Raw genomic sequence first — 20,182 nt, forward strand, 5'->3', positions numbered from 1 at the left:
AGTTAACATGCGGCATTCGTCACACAAAGGTATGGCCTTGCAGGACATGGTCACGGTTTGGCAGCGATCCACGACGGCGGAGCTGTGCTGGGTCGCTCCCGACGGACCGACGGGGATCCCGGTGGTTCCACTGGTGTGGGGGGAGTTCCCGTGCGCGGCGCTTCCTCTCGCCCACCTGGACGCCGTCGACGGCATGTCCGGGCGCCGGGTCGTCTTCAGCGCCGGCGGCGGCGCCGGTGCCGGGACCACATCCGCGGTACTGGGCAGCGGCCCCGTCGAGGTTCGCTACGATCTCGCCGGGGAACAGTTCACCCGGGACCTGTTGGCGCAGGAGGTCGCCAAGCATCCCCCCACGCGGCTGCGCGCCGACAGTCTCATGGCCCGTCGGGAGCACTGGTGGTGGGTCGCGCGTGTTCTGGTGATCCTCACCCGCCTGGACAGCCGGAACGAGGTCCGTCCGTGGAGGCCTGCCGAGGACGCCCTGCTGGTGCGCCCCGGCAACCGGGAACCGCGCGTCGACGTGGTCACGGCGCCCGGGTGGGGCGCGGCCGGCCGGTCCGAGGAGCTCTGGCGTCGGGACGGCCTCCCGCTGGCGGGCAACCACGAGCAGGCGTTCGCTTTCGGCCACCGCCACAGCCCGGACTTCGAACGGTGGGAACGCTGGTACCGCGCGGGGAGCCTGTCCCAAGAGACACTGACGGTGGCGGAGGCCGCGGGTAATCCCGGTGAGCAGCCGCAGCCGTTCGGTTTCCTCGGCCGGATCCGCAACCACTGGCGGGTTTCCCGTGCCTGCCGAACGGGAGTCGCCCGGGCCGAGGCACGGGGCGCACCACCGTGACCGGGGCGGTAGCGATGTGGCACCTGCCGCGCCGGCGGGCTACACCTTCCGCCAGTTCGGTACCCAGGCTCCGTCCTCGACCTCGTAGTCACCGAACAACGAGGGAGCCTCGGCCCGGACCGCCTCGCCGATCTTGCCGAACACCATACGGATCTCCTCCTCCGCTCCGGGAGCGGTCCGGGCCTCCAGCGTGTGCCGCAGTGTGCGGACGTTGGCGGTCCAGACCAGGCCGGTCGCCAACCCCTCGGGGGCGAAGCGGCGCATGAAAGAGGTGTGGTGCTTCTTCTCGGCGAACTGCACACCCTCCTCGTCGAGGCCGAAGTGGTCGGCCATCCACTGTTGGAACTCCTCCATCCGCCCCAGCAGGTCCGTGGCGCGCTCCATCAGTTCGGGGTCCTGTTGGGCCCATTCCGGGAACCAGAAGGGAATGTCGGTGAGACGGACGAAACGCAGCGACTCCTGCGAGATGGCCACGCCGGGACGGTGGCGGACCAGTTCGTGCGTGGTCACGCGGGACACGTTGTGCAGCACGAAGCTGAAACTGACGTGTTCCAGCACCGAACCGTGCAGGCTTCCCATGAGGTTGGAGAGATACTGGTCCTGGTCAGTGCGCACGCGGGTCACGTTGGGGTTGAGTCCCGGCTCCCACGAGCGGTAGCACAACCGGCCGGCGAACTCGGCGAGGTTCTGCGGGTCGTTGAGCGCCGAGTCCAGCTCCCCCTTGTCCAGGCGTTCCAGCCAGCTCTGGCCGCCGACCTCGGCGAGATAGCGCGCCATCTCCTCGTAGTCCACCTGCGGACGTGCCACCAGATGGACGTCGGGCTCAACGCTTCGCACTGTGGGTTCTCTCCACTCCTACATTGCCCGGGCCCCCGCTGTCCGCAGACCGGTGGGGAAGGCGTACCGACAGTTTCCGGCCGGAGCTGTACCGGCCGCCCTCCCGGGACCTTACATGCCACAACGCCGGGTTGATGCACCGTAGGAGCACCCCACCGGCTACTCCGGGAGGTAGGGCAACAGGGCCTCCGGAGTCGCGTACTCCCCTCCCTGTGGACCCCCGTGCCAGAACGGGTCGTCGTCGGGGAAGCGGGAAGCGTACCGTGCCGCGTCGTCGACCGGTTTGTAGCCCAGCTCGGTCTCGGCCACGCTGATGTCCCAGAACCGGCGCGCGTTGGCAGACACGGCGTACACCGCGAGAAAGTTCACGTTGGGCGCGGTGAGAGCGGAACGCACGTAGCCCACACAGTCGCGTGGGCTCAGCCACGTAGCCAGATGCCGGGTTTCGGCGGGTTCCTCCTCGAACGAGCCGAAACGCAGCGCCACAACCTGCAGTCCGAAGGTGTCGGCGTACATCTGTCCCAGCGCTTCCACCGCCACCTTGCTCACCCCGTAGAACCCGTCAGGACGGGGCGGCTCGTCGCAGAAGACGTGGTGGTGGATGGGATACCCCCCGGTCACCCGGTTGCTGGAGGCGAGTACCACGCGGGGGACCGAGGTCCGCCGTGCGGCTTCCAGCACGTTGCACGTTCCCTGCACGTTGGTGTCGAGCAGGTCAGCGAGCGGGGCCTCGTCGGACAACGCCGCGAGATGAACGACGGCGTCCGCGCCGTCGAACGCTTTGACCAGTGCGTCGAGATCGGCGGTGTCGGCCTCGACCACTGTCTCGTTGTCGTCTGCATCGGTCACAGGAGCCTGGTCGACCAGCACGAGACTGTCGGCCTCCGCGCGCAGCCCCGCGCGCACGGTGAGGGCGATCCTGCCGCCCGCTCCGGTAACCACGACCCTGCCAAGATTCGCATCCATGCTGTGGAGCCTATGAGCTATCGGGGACTTGTTCACGCGATGCGCGACATCAGAGACTATCGTGTCTCCGTTCCCACCGCGCTCATTCGGGCCATACGCAGGACATTCTCCACGATCCGCTCCCCTACCCCCGAGGTGAGGATGGACTCGGGATGGAACTGTACACCCCACTGCCTGGTGTGCGGGTTCTCGATCGCCATAACCACCGGGGTGGTTTCCTCCCTGGCCACAGCGGTCACCGTGAAGTTCTTCACCTGCTCCGGAGTGGTGAAGGTGGAGTGGTAGCGCGCGGCGGTGAAGGCTCCCTCCTCGTCCGCGAGCTGGTCCAGCATGTGCCCGCCGGTAACCCGCACCCGTTCCGGTTTGCCGTGCACCGGTTCGTCCAGTGTCCGGAGCTCACCGCCAGCGTGTTCCACCAGGGCCTGCAGACCGAGGCAGACACCGAACACCGGGATGGAGCGCTGTTCCAGAGCCTCCAGCAGCTCTGAGGTACCGAAGTCAGCAGGTAGTCCGGGGCCGGGCGACAGCACGACCAGGTGGGGGGCCAGTTCGTCCAGCAGCCCCGGATCGAAGCTGTAGCGCACTGTGGTGACCTCCGCCCCGTGCCTGCGTACGTAGTCGGCGAGAGTGTTGACGAAGGAGTCCTCGCAGTCCACCAGCAGCACCCGCATACCCGCACCGGCCCGGGCGTCGGCAACGGGGCGCTCTGTCCCCTCCGCACCGCTCTCGTTGAGGGTTTCCAGCAGCGCCCTGGCTTTCAGGAATGTCTCACGCTCCTCGGCCTGGGGCTCGGAGTCGTACAGCAGGGTCGCCCCGGCCCGCACGGACGCCACACCGTTCGTGATGTGCGCGGTGCGCAGGGTCAGTCCGGTGTTCATGGTGCCGTCGAAGGCGATCACCCCGACAGCGCCCCCGTACCAGCGCCGCGGGGTGGTCTCGTTGCGCTCGATGAAACGCATCGCCCACGTCTTGGGGGCTCCGGTCACTGTCACCGCCCACATGTGGGTGACGAAGGCGTCCAGGGCGTCGAACTCCCGACGCAGTGTCCCCTCGATATGGTCCACGGTGTGGATGAGCCGGCTGTACATCTCGATCTGGCGGCGTCCGATGACCCGGACGCTTCCCGGCTCGCACACCCGGGACTTGTCGTTGCGGTCCACGTCGGTGCACATGGTCAGCTCGGACTCTTCCTTGGGGGAGGTCAGCAGGGCGCGGATGTTCTCCGCGTCCCCCAACGCGTCGGCACCACGCTGGATCGTTCCGGATATGGGGCAGGTCTCCACGCGCTGTCCGCTCCCCGGAGTACCGGTGACGCGCACGAACATCTCCGGGGAGGCACCGACGAGGTACTCGTCCTCCCCCAGGTTGAGGAAGAACTCGTAGGGGGCCGGGTTGCGTTCCCTCAGCCGGTCGTAGAAGCGTGCGGGTGAGTCGCAGGCGGCGTACATGCGGTGGCCCGGCACCACCTCGTACAGGTCCCCGCGCGCGAACCTCTCCTTCGCGTCGGCGACGATGCGCGCGTAGGAACCGGGCGTGGGCGGGGGAGGGACCTCGGTGGGGGTGCCCATCGGTGCCTCTGGGGTCTCACGTGCCATACCGTCGGTGCTCGCCGCCCGGTTGTCCGGGGAGAACGAACCGGGAACGGTGAACTCGTAGGTGTAGCGCAGGCACTTTTCGCGCTTGCGGTCGTGCACGACGAGCCTGTCCGGCAGGTGAAGCACCAGGTCCCGGTCACCGGGGTCACGGTCGATGGTGCGCGTGACCGGTTCGAACTGGAAGGCGAGGTCATAGCCGAACGCGCCGTACAACCCGAGGTGCGGGTCGGCGTCCCAGGAGAAGAGAGCGACGATGGAACGCAGCGCCGAGAACACACTGGGCCTGCGGGTGCGCTCCTCCTCGGGGAGGAAGGCTGCGGGGTCGGGTTCGGGGATGGTGGCCGTGACGCTGTCCCCGGATGATCCGGAGGATGGCACCTCGACGGCGGCGTGCTCGCGCAACGCGGCGGCGATGACGGGCAGCAGGACCCGGCCCCGCCCGTTGAGCGCCCGCGCGGTGAGCGTCCGGTCCCGGGCGGCCAGCTCCAGGCAGGGGTCGACGTATCCCAGATGCCACCTGCTGTAACGCCCCGGGTACTCCATGCCGGAGGAGAGTATCCCCCCGCGTCGGTGTTCGACGGCACGGGAGAGTTCGCCGAGGGCTTGGGGGTCGCACGCCTCAACCGTGCGTCGGACGGTGAGACCGCCCCTGGTGCGGTGGGGGACTGCGTTTTCGTTCCGTTCTTCCACTGCCGGTCCTTTTCGCGCTGAGGTGACAGCGTGGCACCGGTCCGGCGTCCGGAAGAGCGGCCACCGGTCCGGCGGCCGCTGCTCAGGTGGTTAGATATGCGAACCCGCGCGCGCCGCCCGGAAGCAGCGCCACTGGCGCTTGGAGAAAACGGTTCGCATTGCGGCAATCCTAGCGCACTCCCCGCCGGGATAACACCGGGTGAGTGCGCACTGTCCCGGTCCCTGACGGTGCTGTCCCGGCAGAGGGAGGTGTGGATACCCGTTCCCGCTCCGTTGGAGGGCGCCGTGCGGGACGTCCGTCCCGGATCCCCGCGCCGAACCGGTGGTCCAGCCAGCTCACGGTCGGATGCGGCCCTTCCTCGGTCGGACCGGGCTCGCGCTGGATCCGGGACCCGTTCACTCCATGGCGACGAACGCGCCCGACGTGTCCCGCCGCAGGTATCGGACCGCGACCACCGCGGACCGCGGTACCGGGCCGTAGATGTGCGGGAACAGGGCCTGGGGTCCGACTCCGGGCGGCGGGGCCGGTGAGGGGGCCTCCCACCGGACTTCGGCGGGCAGCAGCGTGGTGTCTATGACGAGAGCCACCTGTTGCTCATTCGTCCCCGGGAGAACGTGGTTGGCTACCGCGAGCGCGGTCGCCTCGTCGGGTGAGGCGTGGACGAACCCTTCGGTTTCCAGTGAGGCGGGCGCGATCTCCGTCGGGGCGGCGGACCAGACCTTCTCGTCGGTGAGGTGCAGCAGGTAGCGCATGGCGTCGGAGGTTACCAACGCCTCGGCTACGGCACCGCTGCGGGTCGCCCCCGGACCCGTGCTCCCGTTCCGGGGCGCTCATCCCGATACTGCCCGGTCCACCGCGGCCTGCAGTCGGGAACGCAGCTCAGCAGCGTCGGAACGCTCGGTCCGTACCTCGATGAGCCGCAGCCCCTCCCCGTGCAGGGCCTTGGGCAGCTCACTCGGGTGTTCCACCCGGGAGTAGGGGAGATCGGCCATAGCGGCCACACGCTCCATCTCGACGCCGTGTGGTGTGCCGAACAGGCGCTCGAATCCGGCGTGTCCGGCCTGCTCCATCCCGGAGAAGATCCCTCCGCCGTTGTTGTTGGCCACGATGACGGCGAGATCGGGGCGAGGCTCTCCGGGACCGATGACCAAGCCGTTCTGGTCGTGCAACGCAGCGAGGTCCCCCAACAGGGCGTAGGCCCCCTCCCCTCCCTGGCTCTGGTGCGCCAGAGCAGCACCAACGGCGGTGGACACGCTCCCGTCTATACCGCTCACTCCGCGGTTACCGAGGATCCGCGCACCGCACCGCGGGTGCATGGTCGCGTCCAGGTCCCGGATGGGCATGCTGGAACCGGCGAACAGCAGTGACCCGTCCGGCATGTGACCGGCGAGGTCACGGGCCAGACGGAGCTCGCTGAACGTCTCCTCCCGGTCCAGTACGGTGTCGATGGCCAGGCGGGCGGTTGCCTCCGCGTTGTGCCAGGAGCGCGACCATCCCGTGTCCGGAACGGGGGCACTGGGGGGGTCCACCGCTGGAACCACGTCGGTGGCGGTACGCACCGGGTCGGCGAACGAGGCGGGGGTGCTGACGACGATGTGTCGGGACGCCCCGCGCAGGTACGAGAGTATCTGGCGGGAAAGGCCCGGACGACCCACGGTCACGACCAGGTCCGGCCTGTGCCCGGCGGTGAACTCCGGACAGGCGAGGAGGTGCCGGTAGGTCGAGATCGCGTCGGCGCGCCGGGCGTTGGAGGTGGGCTCGGCGAGCAGCGGCCAGCCGGTCCGTGCGGCCAGGGCGAGGTACTCGACGGGATCGTAGTCGCCGTCGCCGCAGACGATGACACCGCGTTCCACGGGCGGGAGTTCCAGTGGGGCGGAGCCTCCGGAACGGTGCGGCAGCGTGATCCACGGCTTGCTGTTGTCCCGCCCGTCCAACGCTTCGGGCCACTGGGCGGCGTGGTTGTCCTCGCCCGGAACCAGAGGGTCCCGGAACGCGAGGTTCAGATGGACGGGACCGGGGTGTTCGGCGGTGGTGGCCGCCCATGCGCGGCACGCGACGGAGCGCCAGTAGGCGACCATTCCGGGGATGGCTTCCGGAACTCCGACCTCGGTGAAGTAGCGCACCGCCGAGCCGTACAGTCCGATCTGGTCCACTGTCTGGTTGGCTCCGGTCCCCCGCAGCTCCGGTGGACGGTCGGCGGTGAGCAGCAGCAGCGGTACGTTGCTCTGGTCCGCCTCGAGTACGGCGGGGTGGAAGTTGGCCGCGGCGGTTCCCGACGTGCAGACCAGCGCCGTGGCACGGCGCGATGTACGTGCCAGCCCGAGGGCGAGGAACGAGGCGGAACGTTCGTCGATCCGGACGTGTGTCCGGATCCCGGGATGGTCGGCCAGCGCCAGCGCCAGAGGTGTGGAGCGCGACCCTGGCGCTACGACGGCCTCGTCGAGTCCGCAACGGGCAAGTTCGTCAACGAGAACGCGCGCCAGGGCGGTGGACGGATTCATCGTGTTTCGGGCGTGGGAGCTCCGGGGTTCCGGAGGCAAACGCCCTTCTCCTTTCTGACGGGACGGCCCGGCCCTTGGTCCGTGCTGGGGTGCACGCCACGGTCATGTGGGGACATCCCACCGCGCGACACGGGCAGCGCACGCGATAGGGCGGCCCTTCCGCGTGGCGGCCGCGGGAGGACATCCCCGGAAGTGTCGGTTCGACGTACCAGCCGACGACGCGGGCGAACGTCCGAACCATGGCACGAACCACCCGGCACAACACAGGCGCATCCCCGACACGTTCCGGTGCGAGGATGGGGCAGGCCGTCGCCTGCCACGCGGGCGCCTCTCCCCCGGGTGCGCAACGGACTTCCCGCCCCAGCCATTCCGGGCCGTGGTGGTCTGCCGCGTCACAAGCCGTGGGGCGAGGGGTCGGTGTGTTCCTGGTGCCATATCCGGCGTGCTTCGGCCATACGCCTCGCCGGTGTCGGGGACCGGGTCTCCACGGCGCAAAGCCGGTGTTCGTCGACCTCGGGGCGGCGCACCGGCAAACGCCCCCCGACGGGCGACAGCGGCTCCGCGCACACGTCCGCGCTGAGCAGCTGCATCGTCGCCAGGCCGCACGCGTAGGGCAGTTCGGGCAGCGCCGCGGCGAGTGCCGCCCCGGCCGCCAGTCCCACGGAGGTCTCCACAGCGCTGGACACCACCACGGGAAGACCGCATGCCTCGGCGACGCGCAACGCGGAACGCACCCCGCCCAACGGTTGCGCCTTCAGCACGACGATGTCCGCGGCGCCGGCGGAACGGACGCGCATCGGGTCCTCGGCGCGGCGGATCGACTCGTCCGCGGCCACGGGAACAGAGCTGCGGCGGCGCACGTGGGCGAGGTCCTCCACGGCCGCGCAGGGTTGCTCAACGTACTCGAGCTCGAACGGCCCGAGCCTGCCGAGCATCCGTACCGCCGTGTCCCTGTCCCACGCCCCGTTGGCGTCGATCCGGATCCGTCCGTCCCGGCCGAGAGCGTCACGCACCGCTGCCACCCGGTCGACGTCCTCGGCCGGATCCTGACCCACCTGGGCCACCTTGACCTTCGCCGTGGTGCAATCGCTGTCGGTGACGATACGGGCCGCGTGCTCCGGGTCCACAGCGGGCACGGTGACGTTCACGGGGATGGTGTCCCGTACCGGAGCGGGCCAGCCCAGAACGGCAGCCTCGTAGCAGGCCGCCCACCACCGTGCGCACTCCCGGGGCGGATACTCGGGGAAGGGGGAGAACTCTCCCCAACCAGCCGGCCCTCGAACCAGGACGCCCTCACGCGTGGTGACGTCGCGAAAGCGTGTCCGCATCGGTATCGAGAAGGCTCTCTCCTCGGCCGCAGTGTCCATACTCCCCAGTATCCCCGATCCGCGGTGTGGTGGACGGCGTTTTCCGTCCGCTCAGGGGCGTCGGGGGAACCTGTCGAACTCGGGGGAGCGCTTCTCCTTGAACGCGTCCCGGCCCTCCTGGGCCTCGTCACTCATGTAGTACAGCATCGTGGCGTCCCCGGCGAACTGCTGCATGCCAGCGGCGCCGTCGCTGACCGCGTTGATGGCTCCCTTGACCATACGCAGGGCGAGCGGGGACTTCTCCAGCATCTCCCGCGCCCAGGTGACGGTCTCCTCCTCGAGCCGCTCCAGCGGGACGACCGTGTTCACCAGCCCCATCTCGCGGGCTTCCTCGGCACTGTACTGGCGGCACAGGTACCAGATCTCGCGCGCTTTCTTCAGGCCCACCGTCTGCGCGAGGAGCCAGGAGCCGTAGCCGCCGTCGAAGGAACCAACCTTGGGTCCGGTCTGACCGAACCTCGCGTTGTCCGCCGCGATCGTGAGATCACAGCACACGTGCAGCACGTGCCCCCCGCCGATCGCGTAACCGGCGACCATGCAGACCACCGGTTTGGGCAGACGGCGGATCTGCACCTGCAGGTCCAGTACGTTGAGCCGCCCGATCCCCTGCCGCGCGGCCGCGTCGTCGTCACCCCCCAGATAGCCGTCCTCGCCACGAATCTTCTGGTCACCACCGGAGCAGAACGCCTGCTCCCCTGCCCCGGTCAGGATGATCACGCCCACGTCCGAATCGTCACGGGCAACGTTGAAGGCCTCTTGCAGCTCGAACAGAGTCTGCGGCCGAAACGCGTTGTGGCGGTGCGGTCGGTTGATCGTGATCTTGGCGATGCCCTCGGCAGTCTCGTAGATGATGTCGGAATAGTCGCCCGAACGTTGCCAGTCCACGCCACTCACGGTTATTGACTCTCCTCACGCAACACTGCCTGTCATACCGCGGCGTCGGCCACGGCGCGGCGTGGTGTCCGTTGGCTCGCTTCGAGCCCGACCGTCCCCGCCACCGCGCTGCTTACGCCGGCGGCTGCCTACCCTAGGCTCTGTTTGGCGGACGCCTGCCGCGCTCCGCGGCGAACAGCGTCCGCCAAACAGAGCCTAGTGGTTTCGCCGCGCCGAACCACACCGGTCACCTCCAGCAACTGTGCTCCTGGTCCGGCTCCGGAAAGCGTTATCCTCGTGGACGTGGCGACTCGATCCCTACAGGCCGTCTCCGGAGTCGATCCGGAGCGTTTCACCGCGTTACTGTCCGATGCCCTCCGGGGGGACGGGCCCGCGTTACTACCGCTCGACCACCATCTGCCGCGTCCTCGTATCGACGCCCTTCTCCAGACGATGCGCCCGGACTCGCTGCGCACACCCGACGGAGTCACCCAGCTCGACGGAGGGGAACCGGTCGCGGACGACACGGCTGTCGTTGTCGCCACCTCGGGCTCGACCGAAGCGCCCAAGGGTGTGGAGCTGTCGGCTGACGCCCTGCTGCGCTCGGCCCGCGCCTCGATCGACAGGATCGGTGCCGGGCCGCAGGACACGTGGTTGTGCGTGCTTCCGCTCCCCCATATCGCCGGGTTGCAGGTGGTCGTACGGGCCCTGGTGAACGGGGGGCGCGTCCTGCACCCGTCCGGGTCCGGGACGGAGGCCATCACGGCAGCCGCCGGGGAATCTCCCCACGTCTCCCTCGTTCCCACCCAGCTCCGCCGGCTGTTGACCGAACGGGCGGACCTGTCCCGCTTCCCGACGATCCTGCTGGGTGGGGCGGCAGCGGACGAGGGTCTGCTGACCGCGGCCCGCGAGGCTGGCGGCCGTGTCATCACCACCTACGGGATGAGTGAGACCTGCGGTGGTTGCGTCTACGACGGGATCCCGTTGGACGGGACGCTGGTGCGGCTCGACGAGGCGGACCGCGTCCTGCTGTCCGGCCCCACATTGTTCTCCGGCTACCGCCGCGACCCCCGGCGAACCCGGGCGCACCGGGAACGGGATGCCGAGGGTGGGGTCTGGTTCCGTACCGGGGACGTGGGCCGGTTCGGCGCTGACGGGGCGCTGGAGGTACGCGGACGCGCCGACGAGGTCATCAACACCGGGGGATACAAGGTGGTCCCCGGCGAGGTGGCGGCGTTGGTGAACCGGCTCGACTCGGTTCATGACACAGTGGTGGTCGGTCGGCCCGACGAGGAGTGGGGAGAGCGGGTCACGGCTGTGGTCGTCCCCTCCAGGGCGGATGCCCCGCCGACACTGCGGGAGGTACGCGCGTGGGTGCGGGAGAGGATGCCGAGCTACGCCGCTCCCCGGGAACTGGAGCTGCGTTCGGCCATCCCGCTTCTCAGCTCGGGCAAACCCGACCTGACGACACTGCGTTCACCTGCGACGATGCAGGATTGATGCGCCGCTTGCTGGGCAGGATTACCTACACCACGTTCTTCTGTGAGCGAATCATTCTCGAGGGGGAACCTCCCCGAGCCCGCGGGCGTCTATTCAAGCACCCAGTCCCTATCCGTGAAGGAGGCCGGCGGTGCGGAGCACCGGGTTCACCGGACACGCGCGCGACGCCACGTTCGAGGGCAGGGGGTCGATGACCACCGTTCTTTACCCGGTCAATGGGTTAATCGGCCACAATAACAAGTGTGATCTATACCACGGCTGCCGATATGCAATCGAGACCGGGAACATTTGACTCTCTGACACGTTGGACATAATGGCGCGCCAAGACGGCGGAGGCCCAACCGCCGCGTGCCTGACGTCTTGGAAGGGAGGGAGGTGCCTTCATGTCGCGCACTGCCCTAGCCACTTCTGCCACGGTGGTGGAGACCGCAGACGGCAAGGAGGGAGCGTCCGCAGCTCTGGAGGAGCTGATCACTCGGGGGCGCTCGCAGGGACACCTGTCCCTCGACGAACTGCGGTCCGCGTTCTCCGCAGCCGGCATCAGCCCCGCCGATGGCCGCTCGATCCTACGCGAACTCAGCGACGCCGGGGTTCGGCTCGCCAACGGGAGCGATTCCGACTCCGACAGCGGGGCGGTAGTGGAGTCCGTTGACCCAGATGCCGAGGACGAAGTACTAGAAGAGACTCTCGCAGCCAGCAAGATCGCTGAGCGGGAGAGCGAGAGCGACACCGACACCGAATCCGAGAACGGCGCCGCACAGGACCTCGAACCCCAGAAAACCACCCAGGAAACCGACCTCCCCGAAGCCGATCTGGACGACCAGTCTCCCGCCATGGGGGATTCGGTCCATACGTACCTGAAGGCTATCGGCCGTCGTCAGCTGCTCAGCGCGGAGGAAGAGGTCGACCTCGCCAAGCGCATCGAGGCTGGCCTGTACGCCGAGTACAAGCTCGGGACCCTCGATGAGGACGAGGCTCCCGAGGGCAGCGTTCCCCAGCCCCAGGAGCTTTCCGACGCGGAACGCGAGGAGCTGGAGAACATCGCCACGGACGGCCGCCAGGCCAAGCAGCACATGCTCGAGGCCAACCTGCGCCTGGTCGTCTCCGTGGCCAAGAAGTACAGCGATCGGGGCATGTCCCTGCTGGACGTCGTCCAGGAGGGGAACCTCGGCCTGATCCGCGCTGTGGAGAAGTTCGACTACACCAAGGGCTTCAAGTTCTCCACCTACGCCATGTGGTGGATCCGTCAGGCGATACAGCGCGGTTTCGCGGACTCGGCGCGCACCATCCGGCTGCCCGTCCACGTGTTGGAGCTTCTGAGCAAGGTCAGCAGGCTGGAACGGGACATGCACCAGACTCTGGGCCGGGAGCCCAACCCGGAGGAGCTGGCCAAGGAACTGGACAAGACGCCGGCCCAGATCGAGGAACTGCTGCGGATCACCCGCCAGCCGATCAGTCTCGACTCCACGATCGGTGAGGACGGCGAGACCCGGATCGGTGACCTGATCGAGGACATCGACGCTTCCGAGGCCTCCGAGGTGGTCGACCGGCAGCTGATGGCCGACCAGCTACGTAGCGCACTGGATGACCTCGAACCGCGCGAGGCGACGATAATGTCGCTGCGGTTCGGACTGATGGACGGCCGCCCCCGCACCCTCGACGAGATCGGCAAACACCTCGGCCTGACTCGGGAACGGATCCGGCAGCTGGAGAAACAGTCCCTGTCCAAGCTCCGGCACCCCAGCCGGGCACAGCAGCTGCTCGACTTCGCCAGCTAAACGCTCGGACGCGCGTACGGTGGCGCGGTGGGCCAGTGATCCCCGTGATCCTGGCGCGCCCCGCCACCGTACGTTTTTCATCGGTGCCCCTGGCGCAGCGCCGCGGCGACGATGTCCAGCGCCTCCTGCGGCCCGAGACCGAGCCGGGCGATGGCGTCAGCGTAGTCGCGTGCGGCCGCTACCGCCTCGGCGCGCTGATCGTCGCCGCCGGCGGCGACGAACGTTCCGGAACGGCCGCGTGTTTCCACGACCCCGGCCTGTTCCAGCTCCCGGTAGGCACGCGCGACGGTGTTCACCGCGATGGCGAGCCGGTCGGCCAGCGCTCGGACAGTGGGCAGCTTGTATCCCACGGGGATCTCCCCTTTGGCAGCGGCGTTGGCCACCGATGTCCGTATCTGTTCGTAAGGGGGGACCCTGGAATGCGGGTCAATGCGGATGAAATCCGGCATCGTTGGTCCGTGCTCCCTGTCCTCGTCGTGGTAGTGGCCGCTGCTTCCGCCGTGGCCGGGCCACCGTTACAGGCCGGGTCGTCCTGGGGTGACCGCGGGGCGCACCCAGCCGCGTCAGGCGGCGACAGGTTGGGGCGGGACCCGCTCGATCCCGTGTAGCCGGTGTGACTCACGCGCCGTCAGCAGACGCTCGGCGGTTTCCGTCACCCGCCTGACCCTGGGGGTCGCCAGCTTCTTCCTGCGGTAGATGCGGTCGGTGTAGCCGCGGGGACCGATCAGGACACGCTCCCTGGCGTAGGCGGCGCGAACAGCATCCGTCAGCGCCGTGTCCAGCGCGGTGCCGTAACGGTTCAGCTCGGCCGTGTCCGCTCCCCCGGCGCGCGCCTCTCTGAGGTCGTGCTCCGCGGAGGCGACCGTGCGCAGCAGCTCCGGCAGCAGGTCGGCCCTACGCTGGTCCTCAGCGTACTGGTCACGCACCTGCGGGTCGGCCTTCTTCCCGATCAGACTTGCCATGAGTGCTTCCTCTATTCACTGCTTACTGCGGCTGTGGTCCAGGGGCGAACACACCGGACACCAGCCACTGATGGCTCCGCTGCGGTTCTGGTGGTGTTTCGGTGGCTAACGTCTACTGTAGGGACGGAACGGCTCCTGCGAAACACGCTGTCAATCCTTCGCCACCTTTACACAGTAAGGTTATGCTGGGGTCATGAGCCGGAACAACGCGGGTCTCAGTACCGAACGCATCATCACGGAGGCCCTGCGCATCATCGACGGCCAGGGGCTGCGCCGACTGACCATGCGACGCCTCGGCGACGCGCTCAACGTCGAGGCCATGGCCGTGTACCACCATTTCCCGCTGGGCAAGGAACAGCTCTTCGAGGCCATCGTCGCCTACATCACCGACGTCACTCCCAGCGCCGCGTCCTCTGAGGAGGAGGCGGACACCGACCAGGGGGAGTCCCCCGCCGCCGACCCCTACCGCGGCATGTCAGCGGAGGTCCCGTGGGACGAGCGACTGCGCAACTGGGCACGCGCTTACCGCCAGGCCCTGCTGCGCCATTCCGGAGCTCTCACCCTGCTGATCAACCGGCGGCCGGACACTCCCGCGGCGACCCGGTCACTGGAACTCCACTACGCGGCCTTCCACGAGGCCGGGCTGCGCGGGGCAGCCGTTGTCCAGGCGTCCGCTGTCCTGGACTCCTACGTCACCGGTGCCGTGATCCACGAGGTCCGGGAGGCCGGCCTGGCGGGCGCCGCCCCGGCCGTGGTGGACGGCCGGTTCCCCCACGTCCACCGCCTGGACAACGTCGCGCTCGACCCCGATCAGCGGTTCGAGGAGGGGTTGGAGGCGACGCTGTCCGCCCTTGCCCGCGACGCGTGAACCGGCGCAGGCGAGGACGGACATCCCCTCTCGACGGGGCGAGAGGCGGAGCGTTCTCAGGCGGGAACCCTGCTCCCCTCCTGACCGCGGCGTTCCGCCCGGTGGCGGCGCGCCTCGTCCGGGTCGAGCACGGGCGCCGCGGTGAGCAGCTTTCTGGTGTACTCGTGCTGCGGGTTGTCGTAGACCTCGTCCCCGTCGCTCATCTCCACGATCTCACCGCTGCGCATCACCGCGACCCGGTCACTGACCTGGCGCACCACAGCGAGGTCGTGCGCGACGAAGATATAGGTGAGTCCCAGCTCCTCCTGCAGGTTCGACAGCAACCGCAGCACCTGGGCCTGGGTGGAGACGTCCAGCGCGGACACGGGTTCGTCGCAGATCAGCAGCTTGGGTTGCAGTATCAGTGCCCGCGCGATCGCGATACGCTGCCGCTGCCCGCCGGAGAACGCGTGCGGGAACCGGTTGTAGTGGTGCGGTTCCAGGTCGACACGCTCCAGAACCTGTTGCACCTGTCTCTTGACCGACCTGGTGTCGGTCTCCCCCTGCACCCGCAGTGCCGTTCCGATGCTCTCCCCGATCGTGAGCCGCGGATTCAGCGAGGAGAAGGGGTTCTGGAAGACCATCTGGATGTCCCGGCGCAACGGGCGAAGCTGGCGCTCCGACAACCGGGTGATGTCCTGGCCCTCGAAGGAGATGCTGCCCTCGGTGGGCTGTAGCAGTCGCGTGATCATCCGGGAGAGGGTGCTCTTCCCCGACCCCGACTCTCCCACGACGCCCAGTGTCTCGCCCTTGTGGAGGTCGAAGGAGACATCGTCCACCGCGTAGAAGGAACTGCTGCGGCCGAACGCGCCCCCGCGCACGTTGAACCGCATGCGCAGGTTCTCGACACGCAGCAGTGGCTCGCCGCCCCCGTGCTCCGCGGGCGCCTCCCCGCCGGTTTCCGCGGGTGGGTGGGAGGCCACCGCCTCGCCCTCGGACCTTCCGGCAGCACCCTCGGACCCGGTGGGGGCGTGTTGGCCACGTTCCTGTCGCATCCGGGCCCGCTGCTCGGCCCGGGACACCTCGAGCCGGGGAACGGCGTCCAGGAGCGAGCGCGTGTAGGAGTGGGTCGGCTGGGCGAGCACCTGGCGCACCTCACCGTGCTCCACCGCCACCCCGTTCTGCATGACGAGCACCTCGTCCACGGAACCGGCGACGACAGCCAGGTCGTGGCTCACCAGGAGGAGTGCCATGTTCCGTTCCAGGCGCAGCTCGTCGAGCAGGTCGAGGATCTGCGCCTGGACGGTGACGTCCAGCGCGGTCGTCGGCTCGTCGGCCAGCAGCACCTTGGGGTCGCACATCAGTCCCATCGCGATCAGCACCCGCTGTCGCATACCGCCGGAGAACTCGTGGGGATAGGAGTTGATCCGTTTGTCCGGCTGCGGAATACCCACGCGGTCCAGGGACTCCACGGCGCGGCGCTTCGCGTCGGCCGCGGAGACGTCCGAGCGGTGCGTGCGGTAGGCCTCGACGAGCTGGTTGCCGATCGTGTACTGGGGGTGCAGCGACGACATGGGGTCCTGGAAAACCATGGCGATGTCGTTGCCGCGCATCGCACGTACCGTTTTGTCCCCGGCGTGCACCGCACGGGGCGAGGCGCCTTGCGCGGCCGGCTGTTCGGTACGCAGCACATCGGTACCGGCGACGGTGATGTTCCCGGTGATCCGCGCGCGACTGCCACGGTGCAACCCCATCAACGCCAGTGAGGCCGCGCTCTTGCCCGAGCCCGACTCCCCGACGATACCGAGCGCTCCCCCGGGTTCCACCTGGAAGGACAGCCCGTCGACCGCACGGACGTCGCCGTCCATGCTCGGGAAGGTAATCGCCAGGTCGCTGACGCTGACAGCGGCCGCCTCGGTTGTTTCGTTTCGCTGTTCGTTCGCAGGAGTGCTCATCGACCTTCCTTATCTCACATCCCAGGTCATAACGGGCGCTTCCGGCGCGGTGGAGGATCCGTCGCCGGCGTCAGGCCGTGACACGGACCCGGGGGTCGAGCCAGGCGTAGAGCAGATCGACGATCAGGTTGCACACCACCACGGTGAAGGCTCCGAAGAGCGTGACGCCCAGGATGACCGGCAGGTCCTGGGATATGATCGCGCGTACGGTCATCTGCCCGATCCCCTGGAGGGAGAAGACGCTCTCCGTGAGGATCGCGCCGCCGAGAACCAGACCGATGTCCAGTCCGAATATCGTGACGATGGGGGTCAGTGTCGGTCGCAGCCCGTGCTTGAGGATGACCTTGCGTTCCGACAGGCCCTTGGCGCGGGCTGTCCGGATGTAGTCCTCGGACATGGTTTCCAACATCCCCCCGCGTGTCTGGCGCGCGTACTGCGCCGCGTGCAGGAACGCCAGCGTGACCCAGGGGAGGAACATCCCGCTCGCCCACGCCCACGGGTTCTCGGCGAACGGCACGTAGGTCGGGGTGTCGAACAGTTCCCAGGCGTGCACGGGGAACGCGAGCAGCATGAGGCCGGTGAAGAAGATCGGCAGCGACACGCCGCCCAGAGCGACCATCATGGCCAGGCGGTCGAAGATGCTTCCCTTCTTGATAGCGGAGAGGACGCCGATGGCGACACCGCCCACCAGCCACATGACGGCCGCGCCCACGGTCAGGGACGCCGTCACCGGTAGACGCTTGATGATCTGCGGGAAGACCTCGGTGTAGTTCTGGAAGGAGAAGCCGAAGCAGGGCACCGAGCACCGGATCGTCTCCCCGCCGAACTGGTACTGGGCACCGACGAAGATGCCCTTGACGAACTCCCAGAACTGCAGGGCGACGGGCTGGTCCAGGTTGAGCCGGTCGATGGTGGCCTGGATCGCCTCGTCTGTGGGCGCCTTACCGACGTACATGGTGGCGAGCTGCTCCGTGGTCTGACCCGCAAGCCGGGGGACCACGTAGAAGATCACGAACGTCATCAGCGTGACGATGCCGAGCAGCAGGACACCGGCACCCATACGGCGGAGAATGTATGTGAGCATCGTTATCAGTCCCAGGCACGGACTTGCCGCAGGACCTTCACCTGCCTAACTCAACGGTCGCGAAGGGTTGGGTCGTTTTCGTGCGTTCGCGGGTGACGCTCAACGCCGCACGGTTGCGCGCCGGCCGGCGGGGAGACAGGACCAGCGCGGGGCGGCTGTCCCGCCCGCCGGTTCCGGCGCCACCAGTCACGGGGGTGGGTCCGGTGCCCGTGGTGCTGCCGCCGCGCGGGAGCGGCGGCAGCGCGCCCGGAGGGGGCGGTCCTGGTACCCGGTTACTCATGGGCGTCTCACTTCGCTGGCTCCGTGTCGACTCTCGCGGACGGAACCGCTGGTGTTCGGGAGCGGCCCGAACGCGGTGACCGTGACGAACAGTGTCCATCGGAACACCTAGTCGGTGGAACGTGGGTCGTAGGCGTCCCGAAGCCCATCCCCGAAGAGGTTGAAAGCCAGGACGGTGACGAAGATCGTCAGGCCCGGGATGATCACGAAGTGCGGGGAGGTGGTGTAGAACTGCAGCGAGTCCGACAGCATGCGGCCCCAGCTCGGTGTGGGCGGGTTGATACCCACCCCGAGGAAGGAGAGGGATGCCTCGAAGATGATGTTGGTGGGGATGAGCAGCGTCGCGTAGACCAGGATCGGGGTGACGAGGTTGGGGAGCAGCTCCCGGAACAGGATGTGTCCGGAACTCGCTCCGAGGCTCCGCGCGGCTTCCACGAACTCGCGTTCGCGCAGGGTGAGCGTCTGCCCGCGTACGATCCGGCCGATGTAGGGCCAGTTGAAGAAGCCGATGACGAAGATCAGGATCCCCACGCGCAGGCCGTTTCCTTCCAGCCCGAACGCCTGGTCGGGGATGGCGCCGGTGAGGGCGATCGCGAACAGCAGGATCGGGAAGGCGAGGAAGATGTCCATCGCGCGGCTGATGATCGTGTCCGTCCATCCACCGAAATAGCCGGCGATAGAGCCGAGGATGGTTCCGATGACCACGCACACCACTGTGGCGCCGAACGCGACCAGCAGGGATATCTGTGCGCCGTAGATCAGCCGGGTGAAAAGGTCCCGGCCCGTTTTCGGTTCCAGCCCCAGCAGGTGGTCCGTGCTGATGCCGCCCATGGGGTCGATCCCGGAGGCCCCGTCGTCGGGGTCGTTCAGCGCCCCGCCGGTGAGGGGGTCCATGAGCTCACTGTGGTACTGGTACGGCGAGGTTCCCAGGAGCCAGCTGATCACCGGCGCGAATATCGCCGACAGCACGAGGAGGATCACGACGACCGCACCGGTCATCGCGACCTTGTCCTTGCGGAACCGCTGCCAGGCGATCTGGCGCAGTGAACGGTTCCCGGCGCCGCCGTCGCGGCGGTCCTCCGTCTCCGTCACCACGGCCGAACCATGGTGTGGTTCCGATTCGGGTGTCTCCAACGGCGCGGTCATGGCACCAACTACCCCCACTACTCCCGCGTGCTTGTGGCCTGCGGTGCTTGATCCGGCTGCGTCGCCGGAACACGACCGGCGATGAGCGGGGTCTGCCACCGCCGAGAAGCGCGCGACACAACCGCGTCTAATCTTCTGGGATAAACGCAGCTACGCGCACTGTGCGCTGGGTGGCGCACAGCGTTCAATCTACGCCCCACTTACGGAGAAAATCGTCCAGCATACGGACATGTGACGATATCGTGATAGATACCTCACATACCCGTCATAACTAAAGCCCTACTCACCTCGGGTGAGTAGGGCGAAAGAAAACGCTCCGGTTCCCGCAGCTCATCGCTCTGGCACAGCGGGAGCCGGCGGAGGGGACGGACCGCCGCACCGTGGCGGTCTCCGGATCACTCGATCCCATGCTTGCGCAGCAGCTCCTCGACATCGGAGAAGTCCTCACCTCCGCCGGAAGCCTGCTGCGTACCGGCTCCCACCTCGCCCTGGGCCGCCTGCTTTCCGCCGGCGCCGCCTGCCTTCTCAGCATCCTTGGCATCCTTGGCCTTGCGGCCGCCGCCACTCGGCGAGGAGCTTCCCCCACCCCGGGAGCGCATCACGCCGGAGACGATCCACAGCACGACGGCCAACCCGAGGAGGACGAGTCCGGCCCATACCACCGGGTTGAACACCAGGCTGGCGAAGAACCCCACAAGGTCGCCCACCAGGCGCCAGAGGATCGTCATCAGTCCCATCAGACCCGCGGCCAGTGGCAGCAGCGACCAGGAGATACCGCGCAACCCGGCCGCGGCCCCCTTCCGGCGCCACAGCAGCCAGGAGATGAGCAGCCCCACGACGGTGAGTGCCGCTCCCAGCATCGGACCCGCAATCGGCAGTTGTTCCGGCATGTCACTAGTCTCCCATCCGCGGGAACCTGTGCCTATCAGGTTATCCACCTAGGGAATTCCCGTCGTCGGTCCG

Annotated in this window: 17 protein-coding genes; 4 read left to right on the top strand and 13 right to left on the bottom strand. The window is 68.1% G+C overall.

Features of this window, described 5'->3' with window-relative positions; genetic code table 11:
* Nucleotides 1-31 precede the first annotated feature (31 nt).
* Entirely contained in the window at nt 32-838 is an 807-nt protein-coding gene (locus FHX37_RS08480) for a hypothetical protein (RefSeq protein ID WP_141923394.1), read from the top strand.
* A 39-nt stretch (nt 839-877) separates the two neighbouring features.
* Here FHX37_RS08480 and thyX read toward each other — a convergent pair whose 3' ends face one another.
* From thyX to menB, 7 genes are all read right to left on the bottom strand, one after another.
* A complete protein-coding gene (gene thyX / locus FHX37_RS08485) occupies nt 878-1,675 on the bottom strand; it encodes an FAD-dependent thymidylate synthase (protein ID WP_141923397.1) in 798 nt (265 codons plus the stop codon).
* Nucleotides 1,676-1,834: 159 nt separating this feature from the next.
* Nucleotides 1,835-2,641 (bottom strand): NAD-dependent epimerase/dehydratase family protein, encoded by an 807-nt coding sequence (locus FHX37_RS08490; RefSeq protein ID WP_141923399.1) that lies wholly within the window; start codon nt 2,639-2,641, stop codon nt 1,835-1,837.
* Between the two features lie 56 nt (nt 2,642-2,697).
* Entirely contained in the window at nt 2,698-4,926 is a 2,229-nt protein-coding gene (locus FHX37_RS08495; RefSeq protein ID WP_141923401.1) for an anthranilate synthase component I, read from the bottom strand.
* Between the two features lie 396 nt (nt 4,927-5,322).
* Nucleotides 5,323-5,679 (bottom strand): DUF952 domain-containing protein, encoded by a 357-nt coding sequence (locus FHX37_RS08500; protein ID WP_141923403.1) that lies wholly within the window; start codon nt 5,677-5,679, stop codon nt 5,323-5,325.
* Nucleotides 5,680-5,757: 78 nt separating this feature from the next.
* Entirely contained in the window at nt 5,758-7,428 is a 1,671-nt protein-coding gene (menD, locus tag FHX37_RS08505; RefSeq protein WP_141923405.1) for a 2-succinyl-5-enolpyruvyl-6-hydroxy-3-cyclohexene-1-carboxylic-acid synthase, read from the bottom strand.
* A gap of 392 nt (nt 7,429-7,820) precedes the next feature.
* Nucleotides 7,821-8,795, bottom strand: coding sequence for an o-succinylbenzoate synthase (locus FHX37_RS08510; RefSeq protein WP_141923407.1), 975 nt, complete (start codon nt 8,793-8,795; stop codon nt 7,821-7,823).
* A 51-nt stretch (nt 8,796-8,846) separates the two neighbouring features.
* Nucleotides 8,847-9,680, bottom strand: coding sequence for a 1,4-dihydroxy-2-naphthoyl-CoA synthase (gene menB / locus FHX37_RS08515; RefSeq protein WP_141925131.1), 834 nt, complete (start codon nt 9,678-9,680; stop codon nt 8,847-8,849).
* Between the two features lie 291 nt (nt 9,681-9,971).
* Between menB and FHX37_RS08520 the strand changes: the two genes are divergently transcribed.
* Together FHX37_RS08520 and FHX37_RS08525 are read left to right on the top strand one after the other, a co-directional pair.
* Nucleotides 9,972-11,168 carry an AMP-binding protein gene (locus FHX37_RS08520; protein WP_141923409.1) on the top strand — a complete coding sequence of 399 codons (1,197 nt, stop codon included), beginning with the start codon at nt 9,972-9,974 and terminating at the stop codon, nt 11,166-11,168.
* Between the two features lie 383 nt (nt 11,169-11,551).
* Complete coding sequence (locus FHX37_RS08525) at nt 11,552-12,946, top strand: RNA polymerase sigma factor (RefSeq protein ID WP_141923411.1); 1,395 nt, start codon at nt 11,552-11,554, stop codon at nt 12,944-12,946.
* Between the two features lie 77 nt (nt 12,947-13,023).
* Here the strand turns inward: FHX37_RS08525 and FHX37_RS08530 are convergent, their stop codons facing one another.
* Nucleotides 13,024-13,395, bottom strand: coding sequence for a GntR family transcriptional regulator (locus tag FHX37_RS08530; protein ID WP_141923413.1), 372 nt, complete (start codon nt 13,393-13,395; stop codon nt 13,024-13,026).
* A gap of 114 nt (nt 13,396-13,509) precedes the next feature.
* A complete protein-coding gene (locus FHX37_RS08535) occupies nt 13,510-13,908 on the bottom strand; it encodes a LemA family protein (protein ID WP_141923414.1) in 399 nt (132 codons plus the stop codon).
* Nucleotides 13,909-14,101: 193 nt separating this feature from the next.
* Between FHX37_RS08535 and FHX37_RS08540 the strand changes: the two genes are divergently transcribed.
* Nucleotides 14,102-14,776 (top strand): TetR/AcrR family transcriptional regulator, encoded by a 675-nt coding sequence (locus tag FHX37_RS08540; RefSeq protein ID WP_141923415.1) that lies wholly within the window; start codon nt 14,102-14,104, stop codon nt 14,774-14,776.
* Nucleotides 14,777-14,832: 56 nt separating this feature from the next.
* On the opposite strand, the gene FHX37_RS08545 is transcribed toward FHX37_RS08540, so the two are convergent.
* The 4 genes from FHX37_RS08545 to FHX37_RS08560 form a co-directional block, all read right to left on the bottom strand.
* Entirely contained in the window at nt 14,833-16,710 is a 1,878-nt protein-coding gene (locus FHX37_RS08545; RefSeq protein ID WP_141923416.1) for a dipeptide ABC transporter ATP-binding protein, read from the bottom strand.
* A 70-nt stretch (nt 16,711-16,780) separates the two neighbouring features.
* Complete coding sequence (locus FHX37_RS08550) at nt 16,781-17,794, bottom strand: ABC transporter permease (RefSeq protein ID WP_141923417.1); 1,014 nt, start codon at nt 17,792-17,794, stop codon at nt 16,781-16,783.
* Nucleotides 17,795-18,181: 387 nt separating this feature from the next.
* Nucleotides 18,182-19,219 carry an ABC transporter permease gene (locus FHX37_RS08555; protein ID WP_141923418.1) on the bottom strand — a complete coding sequence of 346 codons (1,038 nt, stop codon included), beginning with the start codon at nt 19,217-19,219 and terminating at the stop codon, nt 18,182-18,184.
* A 395-nt stretch (nt 19,220-19,614) separates the two neighbouring features.
* On the bottom strand, nt 19,615-20,109 hold the full coding sequence (locus tag FHX37_RS08560) for a cellulose synthase (RefSeq protein ID WP_141923419.1): 495 nt from the start codon (nt 20,107-20,109) through the stop codon (nt 19,615-19,617).
* Nucleotides 20,110-20,182: the final 73 nt, after the last annotated feature.

Origin of the sequence: Haloactinospora alba, assembly GCF_006717075.1 — a bacterium.
Taxonomy (GTDB): Bacteria; Actinomycetota; Actinomycetes; order Streptosporangiales; family Streptosporangiaceae; genus Haloactinospora; species Haloactinospora alba.

Bases quoted from the DNA above. Each gene is read 5' to 3' on its own strand.
- FHX37_RS08550 (WP_141923417.1), bottom strand. From the start codon at position 17,794: ATGCTCACATACATTCTCCGCCGTATGGGTGCCGGTGTCCTGCTGCTC.
- FHX37_RS08525 (WP_141923411.1), top strand. From the start codon at position 11,552: ATGTCGCGCACTGCCCTAGCCACTTCTGCCACGGTGGTGGAGACCGCA.
- FHX37_RS08530 (WP_141923413.1), bottom strand. From the start codon at position 13,395: ATGCCGGATTTCATCCGCATTGACCCGCATTCCAGGGTCCCCCCTTAC.
- FHX37_RS08555 (WP_141923418.1), bottom strand. From the start codon at position 19,219: ATGACCGCGCCGTTGGAGACACCCGAATCGGAACCACACCATGGTTCG.
- FHX37_RS08490 (WP_141923399.1), bottom strand. From the start codon at position 2,641: ATGGATGCGAATCTTGGCAGGGTCGTGGTTACCGGAGCGGGCGGCAGG.
- FHX37_RS08535 (WP_141923414.1), bottom strand. From the start codon at position 13,908: ATGGCAAGTCTGATCGGGAAGAAGGCCGACCCGCAGGTGCGTGACCAG.
- FHX37_RS08510 (WP_141923407.1), bottom strand. From the start codon at position 8,795: ATGGACACTGCGGCCGAGGAGAGAGCCTTCTCGATACCGATGCGGACA.
- FHX37_RS08545 (WP_141923416.1), bottom strand. From the start codon at position 16,710: ATGAGCACTCCTGCGAACGAACAGCGAAACGAAACAACCGAGGCGGCC.
- menD (WP_141923405.1), bottom strand. From the start codon at position 7,428: ATGAATCCGTCCACCGCCCTGGCGCGCGTTCTCGTTGACGAACTTGCC.
- FHX37_RS08540 (WP_141923415.1), top strand. From the start codon at position 14,102: ATGAGCCGGAACAACGCGGGTCTCAGTACCGAACGCATCATCACGGAG.
- FHX37_RS08560 (WP_141923419.1), bottom strand. From the start codon at position 20,109: ATGCCGGAACAACTGCCGATTGCGGGTCCGATGCTGGGAGCGGCACTC.
- FHX37_RS08480 (WP_141923394.1), top strand. From the start codon at position 32: ATGGCCTTGCAGGACATGGTCACGGTTTGGCAGCGATCCACGACGGCG.
- FHX37_RS08500 (WP_141923403.1), bottom strand. From the start codon at position 5,679: ATGCGCTACCTGCTGCACCTCACCGACGAGAAGGTCTGGTCCGCCGCC.